Below are 20,836 nucleotides of genomic sequence, written 5' to 3' on the forward strand. Positions count from 1 at the left end.
AAGCCGGTCCATCTGCATCTGACCTCAGGCATCGAGCCGATATTACCCATGCGAATCAATGCCTTGAGCCATATATAGCCAGGGGAACCACCGTCATTGCAGACCGAGGTTACGACGCAAATCACCTGCGCGACTGGCTCGTGCAACGCCAAGGCAACCGCCTGCATCCCACCGCGCAAGAACCGCAAAATGCAATTCGAATATGACGCAGACCTCTACAAAACCCGCAACATCGTCGAGCGCATGTTCAACCGACTGAAGGACTGGCGACAACTCAGCCTGCGAACATTTCGATGCCAACAAACCTTCTTGGCAGCAGCCCACCTCGCCGCAACAGTCATTTGGCTCTTATGAGTCTACGCTCTAGGCTCAGGCCCCATTAATCGGCTTGAGATCGCATTGGTCGCATGCTTCACCCCCCCAGACTTTCAGGGGGTATCATGAGCAATCTTTTTTGGCTGACCGACGAACAGATGGCGCGGCTGCGACCGTTTTTTCCAAGAGCCATGGCAAGCCGAGGGGTGATGGTCGGCGGGTGTTGAGTGGGATAATCTTCATCAATCGCAATGGCTTACGGTGGTGCGATGCGCCCAGGGAATACGGCCCACCGAAGACGCTCTATAATCGCCGAAGACGTTGGAGCGAGATGGGTGTTTTTGCCAGGATATTTGAAGGGGTGGCTGCGGAAGCGACGGACCCGACGACGATCATGATCGATGCGACCTATCTGAAAGCCCATCGTACAGCGTCCAGTCTGGGCGTCAAAAAGGGGGGCGTGGGCGCCTGATCACTGCCGGGCAGTGATCGAGATCATGTTCGGGCGTCTGAAGGATTGGCCGCGGGTCGCCACCCGATATGACAGATGCCCCAAAGTCTTCCCCTCGGCCATCGCTCTCGCCGCAACAGTTATGTTTTGGTTATGAGGCCTGAGCCTAAACCTCATGGCTTTTGGCCCGCGAAGAACTGCGTTGCTTTTTTAAGATCTCCCTCTCCTCCTTGAGGATGCGGTTCTCGCGTCGTTGCCGGTCATTCTCTTGCGCGAGGCTCAAATCCTCTTTCGACACCACATCCGTGTCTCGGTGTGCCGTCACCCACTTGTTCAGCGTCGACATGCCAACACCCAGATCGTGAGCCACCTGTTTACGCGTAAGCCCACTCGTCAGCGCGATACGCACCGCATCAGCCCGGAATTCGTCCGTCCGTTTCAGTCCCATAGTCGGCCTCCTTTGTTGCAGTAAATGCTATCAAAGGAGCGGCATCAAACCGCGACAGGTCCACATTGGGCTACCGCCCACCTGCGCCAGAGGCCATCGTACCGATGGACCAAAGGCCGATCATGCACTAACTTTCAATATGGACCACTCAAGTGGGGCTGCTCAAAATAGCTCCATCGATTAATCGTTAACGCACTCAGAAAAGCTGAAAACTGTGCGAAAAGGTGGGACAACTTCACCCAGGGAGACCAGCACAGCCTCCCCGGGCGTGGTGAGGAAGGTTTCTCTTATAAGAAAAGGAAACTTTCGGCAGAAATCTGGGAACTGACCAAACCTTGAAGCACAACACCTGCTTTAGTGAGGCCCGTGCTATCGGTATCCCACTCAACAAGAACTCCATTTCTTGTATCTGTTATACTAAGGTCAGCAAAGCTACGCGCCCCCGTATAAAGAAGGAACATGTAATCTTCAGTGGTATCGAAGTCGGTGATTGCATCTACTCCATCCTCACCACCAAAGAAACTAAACGTATCCTGTCCTGTGCCGCCGATCAGGACATCATTCCCTTGCCGACCCTGGATGTTGTCATCTCCAGAGCCACCCCAAATAGTGTCATCTCCGATATTCCCAATAAGTCTGTCATCTCCACCCAGTCCAACCAGATAGGCTGCGTCACTTGTATATGTCAAAAAGTTGTCGCTGTAGCCGCTGCCAATGACGCCCTCAAAATTCCGAACGACATCCCCCTCATTGACAAATCTATTGTCGCGCAAAACATCAAAGCTCTCGGTCCCAATTTTGTGTTGGATGCCAAATTCGGATCCAGAGAAATCCAGATAGTCAAAGCCTTCACCACCGTCCAAAGTATCCACGCCGGATGATGCCTTGATGGTGTCATCCCCTCCCATACCGAGGATGTAATCATCTCCGTCGCTTCCGTCGATAAAATTGGAAACTGCGTTGCCTGTTTTTTTACTGCCATTGTCACTGGCTTCGACAACCACGGTCGCCTTGCCGCTTAAGATTTGCCTTGCCTCTTCTACTGTTACGCCATGCAACAAGACGGAACTTTCCCCATTGCCGATTATAGCAGAGCTTTTAAAGAAGCTTTGGGTTTTGGAAACTGGATCGAATACAAACTGGTCGGCTTCCATTGTTACTGTAAATGCAGTACCCGAAATATCGAGCGTATCTTCGGCCGCGTTGAAATCGTAAATCGTGTCCAGAGTACCGGCTTCATTCGACCCACCGATTATAAAGGTATCAGCGCCATCACCACCGACTAAGGCATCATTCCCTTCACCTCCAATCAGAGTGTCATTGCCAGCGCCCCCCACAAGCGTATCCGAACCTGCTCGGCCTGAAAGCCTGTCATTGCCTCCGATGCCAGAAAGATAGTTTGCAACATCGTCGCCCGAGATTTCGTCATCAAGCTGTCCGCCTACCACACCTTCAAAGTTTCGAAGCTTTATATACGATATAGTCTCCTTAACGGTACTGGACTGCTGATAAGTGTAGGCCCGTGCGTAACTCCATCCTTCCGGCTTCGCCCCAAGATCAATTTCAATTTGCTCGCCGCTTTCGCCTTCAAAGCTGACGATGTCGAAGCCCGTCCCGCCATCGAGTGTGTCGGTTTCGTAATCTCTTCCTGTGCTCCTACCAGGGAGCGCACCAGGCAGTATAATATCATCCCCACCGCCGCCTGAAATATAGTCGGATCCTCGGCCACCAGAGATGATATTGGCATTGTTGTTACCGGTAATGGTGTCATCCCCAAGGCCCCCAATCACACCTTCGAAACCGGAGATATTGTTGATCACATTTGCAGTGCTCGTTCCAGCGGGCGTTTCCTGTACGGATTGCTCACCGTTGAGATCTACATTCTGACTTCCTGTAAGCATGTCGAAGCTAAGAATATCGTATCCAGATCCGCCCTCTCGATTGGAACCGGCCTGGATGGTATCATTTCCTGCTCCACCATGGATCGTATCCGTCTCTGCACCCCCATTAATAGAGTCCGCGCCTCTCGTTCCATTAATCTCTTCGCTGGCATTGGATCCTTCTAACGTCACATCCTGATTGAATAGCGCAGAAAACACCCCGTCTACATCTGCTTCGCCGTCGGCAGCTACACCTGAATCTTGATCGGATTTTGCCTGCAACCGGGCCAAATTTATGGACAGATTGATCATCTCTTTCGTAAATTCCACTTCGCCAGACTGGATCTTTCCCTGGCGCGCTGCAGCATTGAAGTAGCCCTCTATTACAATCGTTCGGGACAAATCGGTCGCGAATTCGGAGGTGATAACAAGATCATTGCCGACCTTCATCGGTTTCAATGAAGCAAAACTGATTTGGGCGGAGAAGAACAAGGTGTCGTCGGCCGAGAAATCTTTGATACGGAATTCTGTGTTACCTCCGGAGTTGGGCCCGACGAAGTACACATCTGCACCTCCATTTCCAACATAGTCTCCCGGAGAAGTCAGTACGATAAGATCGCGTTGAGTTCCGCCATTGCCATCCTTGACCAAACCGTCGATCAGGTTTCTATCCAATTCGAATTGGTCATTAAGAAAGTAATACTTCTCAACTGTATTGTGGTAGTCTCTGATATCAGTTGTACCGGAGAAGGACAGAACATTGTTCGATGTCGGCCCAGCCTGACCATCATAAGATATCGATGTAAGTGAGTCGATATCGTAAACGCCAGTCAAAAGAACCCGATCACTTCCCATACTTCCTTTGATGGTCATTTCTACGAGGTTCGGGTCACCGTCCCCGTGAACGATAAAGAGGTCATCGCCAACTGAACCCACCTGGGATTCCGCCAAGTCACTCGACGGAAGCGATTGCCCTTCTGCAGCCACACGTTCACCGAAAATGTTGTTGCGCGCATAAGTGAACTCAGTGAGACCTCCAATCCCCAGTGAAACAATTGCATCGCTGGTGAGTTCCACGCTGCTTTCCTGTGCGCCTTCACTGCGAATGGTTCGGGTGTCCGTATCACGATTTCCAGAATACTCTTGTTCCAGCCGGAAATCTGACACATCGGTCAAGTCAATGTTCACATAATCTAGAGGGCCAGTGCTGTCTTCAATCGTGATATCAGTAGTTTTCGAATTGTCCAGATTTACGGCATAAACGTCAGCATATGCTGTGCCGAAAATTACTTGATTAGCTCCTCCACCGATCTGGAAATAGGCGGCCGCGTCGCTGTCGATTTGGATCTTTTCGACGCCTGCCGCAGAGATTCCTACTAAATCCGCGTCTGCAGCAGCAGCTTCGCCATTCTCTACGGCCTTGTTCAAGCCCTTCATATAGCTCTGCAAATGCGATCCGGCGTTATCACCAAGAAATATTGCCGTCTTTCGACCGTTGAAAGAATCGATTTGAAGCTCATCGAAGCCTTCACCCCCGACAATGCTGTAGAATCCTCTGCCTGGGCTGTCTATTCGCAGGAGGTCGTTTCCTCCCTTCAGATCGGCAGAAAATGTCTCCACGCGGAAGCTGTTGTTTATCTCCACGTAATCAGCTTGGTCGCTGCCGATAATTGACCCCGTCTTGTAAGATTTAGCATCTGGTGCATCAGAAAGGTAGAGCGGCAGCCTACCGCCGCCGGTCATTGCGAGCGTGAAGCCTTCGCCCTCTTCGGAGTAGAGAATTGCCCGGCTGGTGTCATCCTTCGCCAGAACGACCATCTCAACGTCTTCGATTGTTGCGACTGAGTCGGTGCTCTTACCTTCTGTTCGCCATGTCAGATCAACTCTGCGATCGCCAGCGGCACTGGGAAGATCTGAGCTGGAAATGGTCTCACTGGGATTGCCGATTTCAAACCGTTTCAAGGTACTGTCAGTAATTGTCAGCCTGTCCAGATCAGCCGCACCATCGCCGGAAACAGAGGAAACCGACCTGAAATCCTGCCAATCTCCCGAAGTAATCCGCAGAAGCTCATCTACATGTCCTGCGATCACGTTGTCACGGCCTTGGCCAATATTAATGTGATCTACGTTCGGCTTTGCCGCTCCAGGACCATCAATGTACTTACGAAACAGGCGCCACACGTCCTCTTGATAGGCAACCGTTTCTGTCGTCGTTGCTACACCAGCTTTCCCAATGACAGTTGTACCTGTGATTTCTTTGTACTTTGTTTCGGTTACCGTCCGGCCCTCATACACGAAACCGTATTTTCGATCGCCGGTGGATTGGTAGATAACTGTATTGTCAATACCTAGGTCATCGTAGAGATAGGCGTCACCTGCATAGTCCGCTCCAATGGCAACAATCGCCGTATTGGCCTTTATGCTATCGGGCTGGTTGTTAGTCATCCCTAATCGCCAGTCAGCACCGCTTTCTCGCCAGATAGCGGCGCCGGCGGTCGTTGTTTCACTTGTTCGGGCTGCTGTCTGATTGGAGTTATCAAGCTCGGTCTGTGTAACTCCGTCCACTATGGTCACGGTGTATTTATATATTTGATCCGCATCATCCCTGATTGCTTCGGGAACGATTTTATCATATATTTTTTTGGCTTCCGCGTTTGAGGTTAGCATCGAGTAATTCGCCGTCTTGCCAGCCAATACAATCTGCTGCGCCTGCGGACCAAGATCTTGAATATTGCTGATAAGCTCCGGTTTCTTGGATTCAAAAAAATCCTCGGCAATCTTCTGGTATGAGTTTTGAAGGAATGCAAAGATATCGCCATCATCCAGAACATTTGGATCTCCAACAACATCGCCGTAGTTTTCTATCAGGTCGCCGGCCACTTCCGTGGCAAGATAGTTATCCCCCCATGCGAAAGAAAATGCGTTAAAAATCGGGATGGAGTTGAATATTGCTTGTTTGTAAAGGGCCTCGAACGCGAACTTATCTGCTTCGGATAGGTTGGAATCGTCCAACATATTGCGATAGTGCTCAGCTTTCTCAATTGCCAAAAGATCAAAACCCGGCGTCAGCAGGTTGGCAATAGACAGGCCTTTCTGTAGGTCGGTAGCGTTTGGGTCATTAAATGTCTTAACAACTGTTGCAGCCCCAAAGGCCAGATCGGCCACTGCCCCTACGATAGCGCCCGCCACGCCTAACGCTTTTGAGAATTTTGCAAACTTCGCAAGACCACTCAAAACATCCAGAACACCACTGATTGCCTCGAGAGAGGCCGACACGACCATAAGGCTCGCAACGGCTTTCTCAGCATCGCTCGCCTTGCCTGACGAAAGAACTTTTTCAAGACCAATTGCAGATGAAATTGTAAAGGCCACCCCGCCGATGATTGAGCCGACCCCACCCGCTATGCCAGCTGCATCAGAAGACGCTCCTGGTTTGTTTATCTTGATATCTGAATCGATTGAAAAATCTGCATCCAATGAACTAAAGTCCAGATTACTTATTTTCTTTCCAGACTTGCTCGTTAGTGTGAGGTATGTGCCGTCTGCTTCAACTAACTGAATGAAGTTCGTGTGTGTCTTAAATTCGCCCACGGTGGAAGTGTATTCACGAAAATCCACATCCAGCGCCTGAGTCTTAGCGGCGATTTTGTCGCGAAGCTCGGAAATCGAATCCGACTTTTTGTACACAACCGTATCGCCGCGGATGGATATAAATTCACCTTCGATCGTGGTATGGATGCCATTTGAATTGGTAATGACAAACTTGCCCGCTTCGGTGCTCGCATCTTTGTTATATCTTATTCTTTCGCCACTAAATTCTTGGGTTGCCTGTCCGCTAAGCGCCTCCGAGATAGACTTGTTTGCGGCAATACTATCTGTATAGACCGTTGTTTTGTCGTAGCGATCAAAGACATTGAATTCCGTTGACTTCGCGATAATATCTTGCTGCTGGTTAATTTTCTCGATTCTCTTCGTCAGCTCCGCTTCGAGATCTTCTAACTCATTGTGCGTAGCCTTGAGCTTGTCAAATTTCGCTTGCTGGTTAGGCGTCAAGGATATCGGATTGTTACCCATCGCTGTAATGTGCTTATCAAGCTCAAAACGATCTGAGGTTGATAATACAAATTCAGATTTGAACTGATTTATCTTGTCAATTAGCGCGCTCGTTTGCTCATATGATAACTTATTGTACGCCGACTGCCCCGATGCATAGGGCAGGAGAGTAAGCCCAGCCATCACCTCAGATTTCAATCCATACATTATATCGAAAGCTGCAGCCGCTTTTCCGGAGTCTGATAGGCTTCCATCTTGCAGCGATTCAATAGAGCTGGCGATCAGTTTAGTTCCAGCAGTAGCCTTCCCCATTCCATGATAAAGCTTAAACCCCGCAATCGACTTGCCCAAAGCGGTAGGTAGATCAGGCTGCAAAGTCGCCAGCGAGGCGAACTCCCCCGCAACAGTATACGACGCTCCCACCGAAAAACTTAGAGAGCTGTAGTCGCTGTTTTCAGTTAGCGTCGGATCCAGCGCCTGCGCATATTTCTTGAATGCCGCAACGTCAGTTGAGACATAATCCGATACCAAAGCCGACAACTCTTCATCGGAAAGAACCTTGGATACCAATTGTGATGCTGCGCTTTGCTCGTGGGAATCCATCGTCATACCTCTAATCGCTCCATAACCAACAATAACAATAACAATCTCAGCGCAGCATCAGAGTGTAGGGCCACTTTCTTAGTTGCATAAGACCAGCAAGGGTTGACTGGTCAGGTCATCCCGCCGCCCCCTATTGAGGTTGCGGGCGTTTCGCGCGATCCGCCACCAACCAGCATTTCAGTTTTCTGGCGGAACGCTTTAGGCTTGATCCGCGTGATCTCCTCATCAAACTCCTTCATCCGCGCCATCAGGCTGGCGTCCATGCCGCCATATTGGGATCACCACTTATAGAAGCTCGCGCTGCTCATCCCATGTTCCCGACACAGATCAGCAACCGGCTCGCCGTTCTTTGGTTGTTTCATTGGCACTTTCAGCCCCTCTCGCCGCCATAAGCGTTCCACGCGTTTGTCATTCACATGCCAACCTGCGTATCGCAGTAACGCAGCGATCCGACGATAGCCGTAACGACCATATTAACGTGTAAGCTCGATCATATCAGCCACCAGGCGGTCTTCGTCGGGACGTCCAACAGGCACCTTGCGCTGTGTCGATCGGTGCTGTCTCAGAACGAACACGGTCAATGCAAGTACGACGACGATGGGGTTTAGAAATTTCCCTTTGCAGCCTCTACCAAGATCAACTGGTCCAGCGTCAAATCGAAACAGCCCTTCTCAGTCGCTCGTTGTTCCGCCTGACAAGCGATCCCCCGGATCGTTTGCTTAACCGGCTCCAATTATGCAAACGCTTCAGTTCCTTCAATTGCTCCACGCCATAAACACCCAACCTTAAACACAAAGGGATACGCCAAAGACGTTTATAAATCATGGTTCAATCAATGATTGCATCCTAGCCCCATAGCTGCTCGTAGGGGAATAGGGCTTCTCATTTTTGGCAACCCGCTTTGGGGTGCGGTATCCCCATAGAAAACCACATGAAAAATAAAGGGATAAATCCCTCCAAAAATCACTGTTCAGCGGTTCCTCCACGAAGTTTTGCATTCGGGGGCCGCTGGATTAATCAGTCAGAAGTGATACGGCCGCATCGCAACTTTGTTGGTTTCAAAGCTGATCCGTGACGATGAACCTGCTCGCATCCATTCCCCCCCTCTTTTGGAAGCTTGAAGCAAAACTCGAGAAATTTGTGAATCCTGAAACTCAACGACCGCTCTAGCACTACCAGCGACCAAATCCATTTTTCAATTTGATACATCCGGCAAACCTATTGACTTAGGAAACTTATTGCCTGAAATGAGCCTTGATGGTTTCCGAAAGACAAATGCGCTTTCGGAATGAAAAGGGAATACGGTGAGGAATAGCCAACAGGCGCCAAAACCGTGACTGCCCCCGCAACTGTGAGCGGCGAGCGACCCCGATGAACACCACTGAACGCCCAGCGTTCGGGAAGGTTCGGGCAAGCGACAACCCGCAAGTCAGGAGACCTGCCATCAAAAGTGTAACTTCAACCCGGGCGGGGTGTCCCGACAGGAGGCCGTGATGGCTTTACGGATAAAACCGTGTGAAAATCGACCTGTGTTTGCCCCGCTCTATCGCGGAGGGCGACATGGGCATACCAAATCACAGAATTACCATCTGCACATCATGTAAACACAAGGGCAAGACCTGTCGCCCCGGCTATGAACTGATCGAACGGCTTCGCGCGGCGATTGATGCGGCTGGTGACACGATCAGTGAAGAGTTCGAGATCTCGGGCGTTGCCTGCATGGCGGGCTGTGCGCAGCCCTGCACGATTGCGTATCACAGCACACGCAAAGCAACTTATCTGTTCGGAGGCATTGACCCCGATCAGGACATTGATGATCTCGTTTCTTTCGCTCAGAAATATGCCGTCCTGGGGGATGGTTGGTGCTCATCCGTCGATCGGCCCGGTAAGCTGCGCACACATACATTGGCACGGGTTCCGGCCATGATGCTTGCCGTCGAAGACAGCGCGGCACGCCTGTCATGAGCGCCGCAAGTCTGGTTGCTGACAATATCAGCTGGGCGCCTCATCGGTCTCTGCCGCGTCTTCTCCACCCTGTCAGCTTCGAACTTCAGCCCGGACAGGTGCTGGGAGTGGTTGGTCCGAATGGCGCGGGCAAGTCCACGCTGTTGCGCATGATCTACCACTACCAGCAACCAACATCAGGGCGCATTTTGGTGGACGGAGAGGATATTTGGTCACTTCCGCCACGTGCCGCCGCCCGAAAGGTCGCGGCGGTTTTGCAAGAACAACCCGGCGCCTTCGGGTTAACCGTGCGCGATATCGTTACCCTGGGCCGCACACCGCACCGTTTGGGGTTCTCGACCCCCGGTGCGCAAGATGCCGAGATTGTCGACGCGGCCATAGACCGAATGGATCTTCGGCACCTGATGCATCGGGACCTCGGCACCTTATCTGGCGGCGAACGGCAACGGGTGATGGTGGCTCGCGCGCTGGCACAGCAGCCTCAAGTGCTGGTTATGGACGAGCCGACCAATCACCTCGACATCCGCCATCAGCTAGAGATCCTGTCGCTGATCCGCACGCTTGGTCTGACCATTGCCGTGTCCTTGCATGACCTGAACATGGCCGCCGATGTCTGCGACGCCGTTCTTTTGCTTGAAGATGGCCACTGCAAGGGTTTCGGCCCACCCGAGGACGTGCTGAGTGAGCTTCAGGTGTCCCAAACCTTCCGCGTCACAGCGCATCGCGAAACGCTGAGCCTCAGCAATACTCAACACCTTTCATTTCATCTGCCGAGCTAAAGGAAGTCCCCTATGAAACTTTCCCAAACCCCACTCGTATCCGGCGCGTTGCTGGCTTTGATGACGACAACGGCCTTTGCGCAAACCACCGTGCAAAGCTGCAACCGTGAAGTGACCTTTGAAGAACCGCCTAAGGCGGCAATCGCGCACGATGTAAACCTGACCGAGATGATGTTGGTCTTGGGTCTGGCCGACCGCATGGTGGGCTACACTGGTATCTCTGGCTGGAAAACGCTGGACGAGACGATGACAGCAGGCGTCGAAGAACTGCCCGAGCTGTCTGCGAAATACCCGAGCAAAGAGGTGTTGATCGGCGCGGATGCGGACTTTTTCTTTGCCGGTTGGAACTATGGCATGAAAGTCGGGGGTGAAGTGACGCCCGAGACGCTCGACCAATTTGGCATCAAAGTCTATGAACTGACCGAAAGCTGCATCCATATCGGTGAAAAAGACGCCGCCAGCATGGATGATATGTATAATGATCTGCTGAATCTGGGCAAAATCTTCGGTGTTGAAAATAAGGCCAATGCACTGGTTGAAGGCTATCGCACTGATCTTGCCAACTTCACCACCTCTCTGTCGCCGCTTGCCAAAGCCCCGCGCGTCTTTGTCTATGACAGCGGAGAGGATGTCCCGTTCACGGCAGGCCGCTATGCTATGCCAAACGCATTGATCGAGGCCGCAGGCGGCACCAACATCATGAACGACCTTGAAAAAAGCTGGGCCACCGTGGGCTGGGAAGCCGTGGTCGAGCGCAACCCCGAGATCATTGTAATCGTAAACTACGGCGAGGTAACCGCCGCAGAAAAACGTGACTTCATGATGTCCAACCCGGCCTTTGCCGATCTGGATGCGGTGAAAAATGATCGCTTCGTGACGCTGGAATATGTCGAGGCCACACCGGGCCCACGCAACATTGCGGCCGTAAAGACCCTCGCAGCGGCATTCCGAGGCGAATGATATGATCGCGACGACAGCAGGCAACCGAAATACTCGTTTCCGTTTTGTGATGGGGGGTGGGTTTGTCCTATTGCTTCTCTCAATGTCCGCTGCCGTCAGTGTGGGGGCCATATCTGTGCCCCTGCCAACCGTCTGGGGCGTTCTGATCAACAAGATTGCCCCGGATACCATCGCGCAAAACTGGTCCGCCGGGCGCGAGGCTATCGTCTGGGACATTCGCTTTCCCCGCGCTCTTTTGGCGTGTTTTGTGGGGGCGGGTCTGGCTATGGTCGGCGGTAGCCTTCAGGCGGTCACGCGCAACCCGTTGGCCGACCCTCATCTGCTGGGCATCTCGGCAGGTGGCTCATTCGGAGCTATTCTAGCGCTGTTGCATACCGGTATGTTTCTCGGGCTTCTGACGGTGCCTTTGTTTGCATTCCTTGGTGCACTTGGGGCCACGTTGCTGGTTTTGGGCGTATCGCAATTTGCCTCAGCCACCAGTGCGGATCGCCTGATCCTGGCGGGTGTGGCCGTGTCGTTTATCGTCATGTCGCTGGCCAATATACTGATCTTTCTGGGTGATCCACGCGCGACCCATACGGTCGTGTTCTGGATGCTCGGCGGGCTGGGACTGGCCCAATGGGGGCAATTGATTTACCCGCTGGTGATCTTGGTTTTTTGCGGCAGCTATCTTTGGATGAACGCTCGCAACCTGAACGCCATGACGATCGGTGATGAAACCGCATCGACCCTTGGCATTCCTGTCGCGCGCTTCCGTTTGATGATATTTATGACCGGTGCTTTAATCACCGGCGTGATGGTGGCGTTCTCGGGCATCATTGGTTTTGTCGGCCTGATGGTCCCCCATATCGTGCGCCTTCTGGTCGGTGGAGATTACGCCCGGGTTCTGCCGGCATCAGCACTATTCGGCGCAATCTACCTGCTCTGGTCCGACATAATCGCCCGTACAATCCTTGCTCCCGACGACATGCCGATTGGGATCGTTACCGGGCTGATAGGCGGCGTGTTCTTTATTTGGCTGCTTCGACAACGCCCCGGTTGAACTCGAAATCTTGAAAATAAAAGTTGACGTGCTTGCCAACCAGCTTTTGGGTTGAGGTGATATCTATTTCCGCCTTTAGTGCGCTCCGCAGCATCCGTCATTGAGCGGGAGAATTCACGTGATGGGACCGAAGCAGGAGGCACAAGCGGCACTGTTCTACGAGTTTTCGCTGGAGGATCATGTCCCGCAAGACCATCTTTTGTGATCGATTGATCGGCATCTCGACCTGAGCTGCGTCCGGGGACATCTGGCAGGTTTCTACAGCCATACGGGGTGTCCATTGATCGATCCTGAACTGATGATCCAGATGCTGCTGGTCGGATACTGTTTTGGTATCTGGTCCGAGCGGCGGCTTTGCGAAGAGGTGCATCTGCACCCCGCCTATCGTTGGCTCTGCCGCCTTGATCTGACGGTCAGCATTCCGGATCATTCAACCTTTTCCAAGAATCGTCACGGTCGCTTCCGCGAAAGCGATCTGCTCCGCCATGTATTCGAGGCGACTGTTGCGCGTTGCATGGACGAGGGGTTGTTCGGTGGTCAGGGCTTCGCGGTCGACGCCAGTTTGATCAGCGCTGATGTTCAGAAGCAGAACTCGAGCAACCCCGAGGACTGGGCGGCCCGGGAGATCAATCCGAATGATGCACCCCGCGCAGCACAAGAGTATCTCGATACGCTGGATGATGAGGCTTTTGGGGCCGCGACAACGGCCAAGCCAAAGTTCGCCGCACATGCTGATCCTGCCAGCCAATGGACAGCCGCGCGCAAAGGACCCGCATTCTTTGCCTATTCTGACAATTACCTCATCGACACGGACCATGGGATCATCGTGGACGTGGATGCCAGCCGGTCGAACAAGACCGCTGAGGTCGGCGCGATGAGAAAGATGCTGGACCGGACCGAAGAGCGCTTTGGCGTGAAGCCAGATTGGATCGCCGCTGACACGGCCTACGAGTCGTCCGACAATCTGGTCTGGCTAACACTGAAGCGCCAGATCCTCCCGTTCATCCCCGTCTTTGACAAGGGCGAACGGTCCGACGGGACCTTCTCGCGATCCGACTTCGACTGGGATGATGAGAACGACCGCTACATCTGCCCGGGCGGCAAAGAGATGCGGCATACATGGCGGACATATTCTGATCCCAAACGGAATGCGCCAGTTTGGAAATCTAGAAACTATCGCGCCTTGAAGTCAGACTGCACAGGATGCGCGCTGAAGGCAAAGTGCTGCCCCAACGCCGAAACGCGTTCGGTCCATCACGACAAATATGAGATCGTCAGAGACTTTGCCCGGCAATGCACCACTTCAGACTTCAATCCCAAGGCTCAGGCGCGACGAAAAAAGGTCGGGATGCTCTCGCTCACCTCAAGCGCATCCTTGGCCTCGGACGGCTCCGATTACGGGGCCCATGCGGCGTTCAAGATGAGTTCACACTGGCAGCAACCGCCCAAAACCTCCGGAAACTGGCAAAACTCAAGCCGATGGTACCAGCCACAGGATGAAGGGCGATCAGGACTTCCACATCCAAGAGGAATCAAAGCGATAGCTTGAACAGAAACGCCAAAATCAGAGAGTTTTTCAACGAAATCGGCTCTTTGCGGGATTTCTCTGCACCTGAGACCAATGGCAGCTATCACGCTGCACTGAAGCGATGGAAACTCTTTGAGTCGCAAAAGGCAAAACGATCATGTCCCTCCCCTCTCTGCCCCCCTTTCGATTCACGAACAGGACATGCAGGTTTGGTATTCCCCAAGATGCATGAGACAGAAACTGAAGCATGATCACCTTGTCAGAAACGTATCTCTAACACGGCACCGCCCTCGTTCGGGATCACGCACAGCGTTGCGCCATAGATGTCCAGAAGGGCGGATACGATCGCCAGCCCCATCCCAGTGCCCCCTTGGTCGCGGCGGGTGGTGAAGAAGGGATCAGCCAGCTGCGCGGCATCATTTTCCGAGATCCCCTCGCCATCATCGCGGATGCTCAGGACGCCATTTTGATGCTGAAGCGTCAGCTGGCGCGCGCCGTGGGCAAGCGCGTTCTGCGCCATGTGCAGCAAGATAATTTCGCCATGTGCGACCGAAAGAGGGATTTCGCGGGTGCTGTTTTGGGCGATCCGGATCGTCAACCCGTCGATATCCGGCAGCATCGCCGCCAATTCCCCCGGGCCCTTCTGTGTCTCTTGCCGCAGCTGAGACATCTCGCGCAGCCGTGTCAGCAAGATGTTCATCCGCCCAGTTTCGCTGCTGATATTTCCCAGAAGCTTGGCCCGGTTTTCCGGGCTGAGGTCGCCGCTTTGCAACAGCTCGGCCGCCCCCAAGATCGACGTGACTGGCGACTTCAATTCATGGGTGACATGATCAGTATAGGTCGCGATCTCATTTGACCTTTGGTCCAGGGTATCCGCCATCGACAACATGCTTTCACCCAGATCTGCCAGCTCGCGCACACCATAGTGGCGCAAGGGTTCCGAGCGGGGCTTGTCCCCCGCTGCAATCGCGCGCGCCTCATTGCGCAAGCCACGAATTGGACGGGACATGAGGCGCAGCAACAGTGCCCCGAGCAGCAGCGCACCGGACAGCGTAAAGACACCCATGATCATCAGGGGGTCACGCTCGCGGAACACAAATTTGCGCAAGCTAAGGGGGGTGCGCGACAGCAGCACAACGCCGATCACACGGTCGTCCGACAGCACTGGATAAGCGATGAACACCCGATACCCCGTATCGCGGCTGATCGAGTTCAGAGGGTGGCGGCCATAATCGTCGTCACGGGTGCGCAGGGTGACACCGACCCCCCCGGACAGGGCGGTCTGAACCTCAGGCAGTCCTGCGAAATCATGCAGCCCGTCTTCGCCCAGCCCGACGCCTTCGTGATCCAGGAAAATCGCCCCGGCCAAAGTCGTCCGGCCTGCGGCTTCGGCAAGCGCACGAAGGCGGGGCAAGGTTTCCACGTGGCGTGGGTCTGTGTGGGCATCAACCGGGCTCCCGGCGGGCAGAGGGGGGAGGACCTGTTGTTTTCGAACATCTATTCTGGAGGGAATCGGGTGCAGTGGTTCGCGCCAGAACGCCATCTGTTCGTCACCTACCGTGGGGCCGATCGGGGCTCCGCCCAGGTTGTCGAACACGGTCCGGTAAACCTCGGCATAGATGGCGCCTTGCTTTAATAGCGACTGCTCGGTTTCGCGGACAAATTGGTTGGATGTCAGCTGCACGGTCAGCATTGCCGCAAGCGGGATCGACACGAGAGTCACGCAGATAAAGCCGACAACCAAAGCCATCGAGGGGCGCCATTTTTGACGGATCCGCGTCACAGGCTGCATCGGCCAAGCTTGATGCCGACGCCATGGACGGTCACAATGATGTCGTCGCAGCCCACCAATGCGGCCTTGGCCCGGATATTGCGGACATGGCTGTCAATTGTGCGGCCCGACATGGTCGAGTTCGCGCCATAGATGGCCTGGATCAGCTGGTTGCGGTCATGCACGTGATCTGGCCGTGCCAGCAGGCTGGCGAGCAGTTGAAACTCGGTTGCGGTCAAGTCCAGCGTGTGATCGGCAATCCGGCAGACATGCCCGGCATTGTCTAAAGACAGCTGACCGCGGCTTTGCGGGCGCGATGCCGCGTGGACCCGAGACAGGATCGCCTTGATCCGCAACACCAACTCACGTGGGCTGAAAGGTTTGGGGACGAAATCATCCGCCCCCAATTGAAAGCCCAGCACGCGGTCAATCTCATCATCGCGGGCGGTCAGGAACAGCACCGGCACATCAGATCGCGCCCGGATCGCCTTGCAGCAATCGAACCCGTCCATGTTGGGCATTCCGATATCCAGAACGACCAGATCGACCTTTTCGCGCGCGACATGTGTCAGGGCAATCTCGCCGTTCGAGGCTTCGGTCGTGCGCATCCCTGCGGCCTCCAGCGCGATACGGATGATGTCGCGGATTTTGGGATCATCGTCTACAATCAGAACATGCGTAACCATAGGTGACATGTTGCAAGAGGCAGGGGTGATGTCCAGCCTTACATGTTGGCCTTTCATCAGATTACACCTGCTTCATTCGACGCGGCCGCAGCCCCAGCAATGTCATGACCGCGACAAGGATCATACCAAGCATGGCTTCGGGTTCGGGCGCCGAAGAGCCGGAAAAGCCCTGCGGATAAGCCTCTTCGCTGACACCAGACACCATAGGCAGGGGGACCCCGGCAGTGTTTGCTTCGCGGTCAGTATCGTTCACAACCTTCTGCGACACAGCCACGAATGAGGTGTTCTTTGTCTGCAGCGAGAACTCCAGCCCCAGTCGCGTAATCTCGGCATCCGCTGCCCCGGCGCGGTCACGTACGGCGATGCGACGCTCCATCGTTGCGATCTGATTGCGCGCCCAGATCAGCGGCAGAGCTGCCTCACCCTTCTGATCGGACAGGACCAGCTTCACCGGCATTTGGGCTTTGCGTCCTTGCACCAGACCGTTCAGCATCACCTGCCCCTGATCCGCCCCCTTATAGCGCGCATAGATGCGCAGGCTGTTGCCCGCAAACAGATCCGGGATGCGCGCAGGCGTAATGTCAGAAACCTCAAGCTCGCCCCAGTCAATCTCGATGTCGGTCAGAAGCGGGGTCTTTAGATTGGCAGCCATGACCTCGGCCACTTCCATCGCGTCTTCGTCCAGCCCGACATAACGTGCGTAACCGCGCCCTTCCTCGGCCATGGCATCCAGCAGATATCGATTGACCGAGCTGCCAATCCCGAACGCATAGATCCGCGCCTGCCCGATTTGTTCGCGAATGGTGCGTAGGACCTGGGCCTCACCCCCGATATAGCCATCAGACAGGAAGACCACGATGCGCATGGTATTTGCGGGGCTGGAGGTGGCAAAGGCCGCGTGGATGGCATCGTCGATCTCGGTCCCGCCACCGGAGGTCAGTTTCGAGACAAACTTTCGCCCCGCTTTGATGTTGCTGCTTGTTGCCGGGGTCGCGCCCTGTGCAAAATGACGGGTCGTGTCGGAAAACGGGATGATGCGGAAATAATCATCTGGACGAAGCCCCTTCAGCGCCGCATCCATGAACCGTTTGCTGGCGGCCATCGGCTGGCCCGACATTGACCCCGAGGTGTCCAGGACGAAGACCAGTTCGCGCGGGGTGGCGGTGGCCTCATTGGGAATTGCAGGCGGCTCGATCATCACGGATAGAAACCCGCCCCGCTCATCATGATGGGTCAGGGTGGCCGCCTGTAACGCCTCACCGCCCAGCATATAGCGCAGGATAAGATCCTTGTTGTCCATCACCTTGCCCTGAGTGAAACGTGCGCCCAGCCGATTATCAGTTTCAGTGATGTCCAGCGGATGGGTCGGGCTGGCAAACTGCGAAACCTCAACGCCCGCGACCATCGTCACGTCCAAAGACACGCGATCCGATAGAAAGCTGTCGGGCAGGTCAAGACCCGCCACCTGCGGGTAGGCAGGCAGGGGGCTGATCGTCCATGTGGCGTTTTGCAAGGTGGCGTCATCATCCTGCGCTAGGGCGGGTTGGTCTGCTGCCGGGTTTTCGTGGCGCGGGCCGACAATCATCGGGATGACCAGTTCATATTGCCCGTCAATTTTGGGCACCATCTGCACATATTTCAGCGTCACCTCAACCGGCAGTCCGGGCATAAGGTTGGCGATCTTCTGGGTGAACATGTTGGGCCGGTGCTGGGTCAAAAGCGCAGCTGCTTTGCCGTCTGAGGCCGCTTGCTTGTATTCGGCTTCGGCCACCTGTTTTTCACGAATGACAGCCCGCACAATCTCATCACCCACCTGCATGGTCATTCCAAACACGGCGGCGTTCTGGTTCAGTGGGAAAAGATATTCGGCCTCAAGCGGGATCTGAGACGGGTTCGAGAAGGTCTGGCGCAGCTCAACCGTGGCCATGTCCCCCTCGATATTGACCGAATAGGCACTGTCCAGCATGGGCAGTTCGACCGTCTCGCCACCGACTTGGGCCACAACCCGACCGGCGACGCCCTCATGATCAGTCTGGGAAAACGCGCTGAGGGGGATGGCAAGGGCATAGGCGACAAGCACGATCAGAAGCGTCACCCGATTGATGCGGGGAAAGCGACGGCCTGGATTGCGCGGGATATGCCGCTGCGTGTTGCAGGAGGTGAGATTGGTCATGGAAAACTCCTTTTCGTCGGTCAAATATCAAAGGTCCAAGGCGGCCAGCGCGGCGGCCTCGAAGGCAATGCGCTGGGGCTCGGGCATGGATTTTGGAGTGATGCGCTGGACAGATTGCCAGACGCGCGAGGAACCGTTCAGCCAGCTCCAGACGGCTTCTCCGACACCGGCGGTCTGGGCGCCGTCTTTTGACACAAAGCTGACGGCAACGGTCCAGACCTGCCCATCAGGCGAGGTCGCCTCGTATACCGAGGTCGGCAGCGGGTCGAAACGGGTGCCCAGAAACCGGACGTCATATCCCATCCCCAACAGGCAGGTCGCGGGCGAATGCAGATGGCGCAAGGGCGACGCCGTGCGCACGATGTTCAGCCCCATCGGTCCGAACTGAGCCTTCTGTGCGGTGCCGCCATAGCTGGCAAAATAATGCTGTTCGGTCGGGGTAAGCGGGACGGGCTGTGCCGGATTGCCCAGCAATTGATCGGGCACGAAGATCGCTGTCACGCTGTCCGATCGGTCCAGCGGCGTGCGTGGGGCGTTCACCACCGCCACAGCCATGACAAGCGCCAGCAGGGTCGCGGGCACGTGCAGGATGCCGGGCAGTTTGAACGTGAGGGACGGGGTTTGTCGTAGGGCAACGGGCGGCGGGCGATAGAAAATCACCACGGGCAAAGCCACCAGCGCAAGAGAGACCAGGCCAATGGCGGAATGCAGGCTGGGCTCCATCGTGTTGATACCCTGGCCCAGCCCAGTAGCAAGAAGCGTGATCCGCACGCCATTTCCGACCACCGTCGCCAGCCCGATCACAACACCAGCAAGCATCGCGTGCAGAAGACCGGGGCGAAACAGCACGTTGATGAAAGACCACAGGCTGACCATCAACAGCAGGCCCGATGCGCCGGAACAGGGCAGATCAACCAGCACGTCGATCCCGTTCAGTTGAAGCCGCACGCCCTCACAGGTCAGGTCGGCAAAGAAAGGAGTGAGTGCCACACAGGCGACCTCGGCCGACATCATCTGAAGGGGAAAACCCGCAACACGTTGCAAAATCGGGGCCAGGGGCAGGCAGAACAGGAAGAACACCGACAACCAGAACGGGGACAGGGAGATCCTGCGCTGATCTAGCCGCAGGAAAGTCGCCAGCGCGAAGATGTCGATGGCGAGCGCCAGCGCGCTGAGGATGTTGATCGCCAACATCTGCCCCGCCAGCCGGATCGCCGCGGCAATAAGGAATAGAACAAAAACGCGTCCTCGTGCGTCTGGCCCGCTTGGGGACGAGCTGCAAAGGGACAGGATTGCAAGCCCGACAATCACGGCGCCGTACCAGCCTCCGTTTGACTGGTACGAGGGATCGCGCCAACTGGTTAACAGCCACCGAACAGGGTCGATGGCCAACAAGGCCGAGGCCGTCGCAAGGCCAATCCACAGCAAGGTATCGCGTTTTTGTTCCATACTGCGGTTTTGCGCAGACAGATGTGCAGATCAGCGATGCAAGATGTGCAGAATATGTGCAGGGGCTGGCTTCGCGCGCCCGACCTTAAACCTGTGGCACGAATACCCTGCCATGCTTCGCATTCTCGGGACATTCGCGCCACATGATGTTTCAGGGAATAGGCCGGACGCTTTAGATGACGCGATTTATACGTTTCTTGGGTTTTTTTCTGCGATTGCGAGGCCTAAACCGTTTCGGTTTTACCTGATACAGGGGGAAACCGAAACGCTTTAAGGCTGCCCGCACTCGAACAATCCTTTATCGTTTCCGCTTTCCGGGTTTGATGGCACACCATTCCCACTGATATGAAGTGTTACACCTTGTTCTGTTTGATCGAGGGGGGCGATCAACAGGCCGCGGTCACGATGATCTCGACTTTAAGTTCCGGGCGGGCCAGCTTTGCCTCTCCGCAGGCGCGGGCAGGCGCGTGACCGGTCGGAACCCATGCATCCCAGACGGCGTTCATCTCGGCGAAATCCGCCATGTCAGACAGCCAGATAACGACCTGCAGCATCTGTTCGCGGGACGATCCGGCCTTTTCCAGAAGCGCATCAACACGCGATAGGCAGTCGCGGGTCTGCTCGGTGACAGTCGCACCATCCCCGACCTGACCACACAAATAGGCGACACCGTTATGCTTGACGATCTTGCTCATACGTTGGCCGGTTTCGATCCGTTCAATCATGTCATTCT

12 protein-coding genes, 4 pseudogenes and 1 riboswitch are annotated in these 20,836 nt (G+C 54.8%); of the genes and pseudogenes, 8 read left to right on the forward strand and 8 right to left on the reverse strand.

Annotated elements, in window-relative coordinates:
- The 3 genes and pseudogenes from AKJ29_RS19145 to AKJ29_RS02130 all read left to right on the forward strand — a co-directional run.
- Window positions 1–206: transposase (locus tag AKJ29_RS19145; RefSeq protein ID WP_152972423.1), on the forward strand; the 206-nt coding region annotated here is incomplete at its 5' end.
- A complete protein-coding gene (locus tag AKJ29_RS20500) occupies window positions 190–354 on the forward strand; it encodes a transposase (RefSeq protein WP_082392488.1) in 165 nt (54 codons plus the stop codon). The genes AKJ29_RS19145 and AKJ29_RS20500, both read left to right, overlap by 17 nt.
- A gap of 86 nt (window positions 355–440) precedes the next feature.
- Window positions 441–923, forward strand: a pseudogene (locus AKJ29_RS02130) (transposase).
- Here AKJ29_RS02130 and AKJ29_RS02135 read toward each other — a convergent pair.
- The 3 genes and pseudogenes from AKJ29_RS02135 to AKJ29_RS18550 form a co-directional block, all read right to left on the reverse strand.
- A pseudogene (locus tag AKJ29_RS02135) lies at window positions 893–1,214 on the reverse strand (transposase); the annotation flags it as partial. The pseudogenes AKJ29_RS02130 and AKJ29_RS02135 sit on opposite strands and share 31 nt — an antisense overlap.
- A 287-nt stretch (window positions 1,215–1,501) precedes the next feature.
- Window positions 1,502–7,756: a hypothetical protein gene (locus AKJ29_RS02140; RefSeq protein WP_055187546.1), complete on the reverse strand. Its 6,255-nt coding sequence runs from the start codon at window positions 7,754–7,756 to the stop codon at window positions 1,502–1,504.
- 197 nt (window positions 7,757–7,953) lie between these two features.
- Window positions 7,954–8,434: pseudogene (locus AKJ29_RS18550) on the reverse strand (IS3 family transposase); the annotation flags it as partial.
- A gap of 557 nt (window positions 8,435–8,991) precedes the next feature.
- A riboswitch (cobalamin riboswitch) is annotated at window positions 8,992–9,210 on the forward strand.
- 100 nt (window positions 9,211–9,310) lie between these two features.
- Here AKJ29_RS18550 and AKJ29_RS02145 point away from each other — a divergent pair.
- The 5 genes and pseudogenes from AKJ29_RS02145 to AKJ29_RS02165 all read left to right on the forward strand — a co-directional run bounded on the left by AKJ29_RS02145 (window position 9,311) and on the right by AKJ29_RS02165 (window position 13,996).
- Complete coding sequence (locus AKJ29_RS02145; protein ID WP_055188918.1) at window positions 9,311–9,715, forward strand: DUF1636 family protein; 405 nt, start codon at window positions 9,311–9,313, stop codon at window positions 9,713–9,715.
- Window positions 9,712–10,494: an ABC transporter ATP-binding protein gene (locus AKJ29_RS02150; RefSeq protein WP_055187547.1), complete on the forward strand. Its 783-nt coding sequence runs from the start codon at window positions 9,712–9,714 to the stop codon at window positions 10,492–10,494. The genes AKJ29_RS02145 and AKJ29_RS02150 overlap by 4 nt, the downstream gene beginning before the upstream one ends.
- Before the next feature lie 12 nt (window positions 10,495–10,506).
- Entirely contained in the window at window positions 10,507–11,454 is a 948-nt protein-coding gene (locus AKJ29_RS02155) for an ABC transporter substrate-binding protein (RefSeq protein WP_055187548.1), read from the forward strand.
- A gap of 1 nt (window position 11,455) precedes the next feature.
- Complete coding sequence (locus AKJ29_RS02160; protein ID WP_055187549.1) at window positions 11,456–12,496, forward strand: FecCD family ABC transporter permease; 1,041 nt, start codon at window positions 11,456–11,458, stop codon at window positions 12,494–12,496.
- Window positions 12,497–12,614: 118 nt separating this feature from the next.
- Window positions 12,615–13,996, forward strand: a pseudogene (locus tag AKJ29_RS02165) (IS1182 family transposase).
- A gap of 287 nt (window positions 13,997–14,283) precedes the next feature.
- On the opposite strand, the gene AKJ29_RS02170 reads toward AKJ29_RS02165, so the two are convergent.
- From AKJ29_RS02170 to AKJ29_RS02190, 5 genes are all read right to left on the reverse strand, one after another.
- Entirely contained in the window at window positions 14,284–15,816 is a 1,533-nt protein-coding gene (locus AKJ29_RS02170) for an ATP-binding protein (protein WP_082392489.1), read from the reverse strand.
- Window positions 15,804–16,481, reverse strand: coding sequence for a response regulator transcription factor (locus AKJ29_RS02175; RefSeq protein ID WP_055187551.1), 678 nt, complete (start codon window positions 16,479–16,481; stop codon window positions 15,804–15,806). Before AKJ29_RS02175 ends, AKJ29_RS02170 begins: the two co-directional genes overlap by 13 nt.
- A 61-nt stretch (window positions 16,482–16,542) precedes the next feature.
- Window positions 16,543–18,654 (reverse strand): VIT and vWA domain-containing protein, encoded by a 2,112-nt coding sequence (locus tag AKJ29_RS02180; protein WP_055187552.1) that lies wholly within the window; start codon window positions 18,652–18,654, stop codon window positions 16,543–16,545.
- Between the two features lie 27 nt (window positions 18,655–18,681).
- A complete protein-coding gene (xrtT, locus tag AKJ29_RS02185) occupies window positions 18,682–20,103 on the reverse strand; it encodes an exosortase T (RefSeq protein ID WP_055187553.1) in 1,422 nt (473 codons plus the stop codon).
- Window positions 20,104–20,489: 386 nt separating this feature from the next.
- Window positions 20,490–20,828, reverse strand: a complete 339-nt coding sequence (locus AKJ29_RS02190) for a RidA family protein (protein WP_055187554.1) — start codon at window positions 20,826–20,828, stop codon at window positions 20,490–20,492.
- Window positions 20,829–20,836: the final 8 nt, after the last annotated feature.

Source organism: Aliiroseovarius crassostreae, from assembly GCF_001307765.1.
Taxonomy (GTDB): domain Bacteria; phylum Pseudomonadota; class Alphaproteobacteria; order Rhodobacterales; family Rhodobacteraceae; genus Aliiroseovarius; species Aliiroseovarius crassostreae.

Coding starts and splice junctions, on each gene's coding strand:
- AKJ29_RS20500 (WP_082392488.1), top strand. CDS start 190: ATGCAATTCGAATATGACGCAGACCTCTACAAAACCCGCAACATCGTC.
- AKJ29_RS02140 (WP_055187546.1), bottom strand. CDS start 7,756: ATGACGATGGATTCCCACGAGCAAAGCGCAGCATCACAATTGGTATCC.
- AKJ29_RS02145 (WP_055188918.1), top strand. CDS start 9,311: ATGGGCATACCAAATCACAGAATTACCATCTGCACATCATGTAAACAC.
- AKJ29_RS02150 (WP_055187547.1), top strand. CDS start 9,712: ATGAGCGCCGCAAGTCTGGTTGCTGACAATATCAGCTGGGCGCCTCAT.
- AKJ29_RS02155 (WP_055187548.1), top strand. CDS start 10,507: ATGAAACTTTCCCAAACCCCACTCGTATCCGGCGCGTTGCTGGCTTTG.
- AKJ29_RS02160 (WP_055187549.1), top strand. CDS start 11,456: ATGATCGCGACGACAGCAGGCAACCGAAATACTCGTTTCCGTTTTGTG.
- AKJ29_RS02170 (WP_082392489.1), bottom strand. CDS start 15,816: ATGCAGCCTGTGACGCGGATCCGTCAAAAATGGCGCCCCTCGATGGCT.
- AKJ29_RS02175 (WP_055187551.1), bottom strand. CDS start 16,481: ATGGTTACGCATGTTCTGATTGTAGACGATGATCCCAAAATCCGCGAC.
- AKJ29_RS02180 (WP_055187552.1), bottom strand. CDS start 18,654: ATGACCAATCTCACCTCCTGCAACACGCAGCGGCATATCCCGCGCAAT.
- xrtT (WP_055187553.1), bottom strand. CDS start 20,103: ATGGAACAAAAACGCGATACCTTGCTGTGGATTGGCCTTGCGACGGCC.
- AKJ29_RS02190 (WP_055187554.1), bottom strand. CDS start 20,828: ATGATTGAACGGATCGAAACCGGCCAACGTATGAGCAAGATCGTCAAG.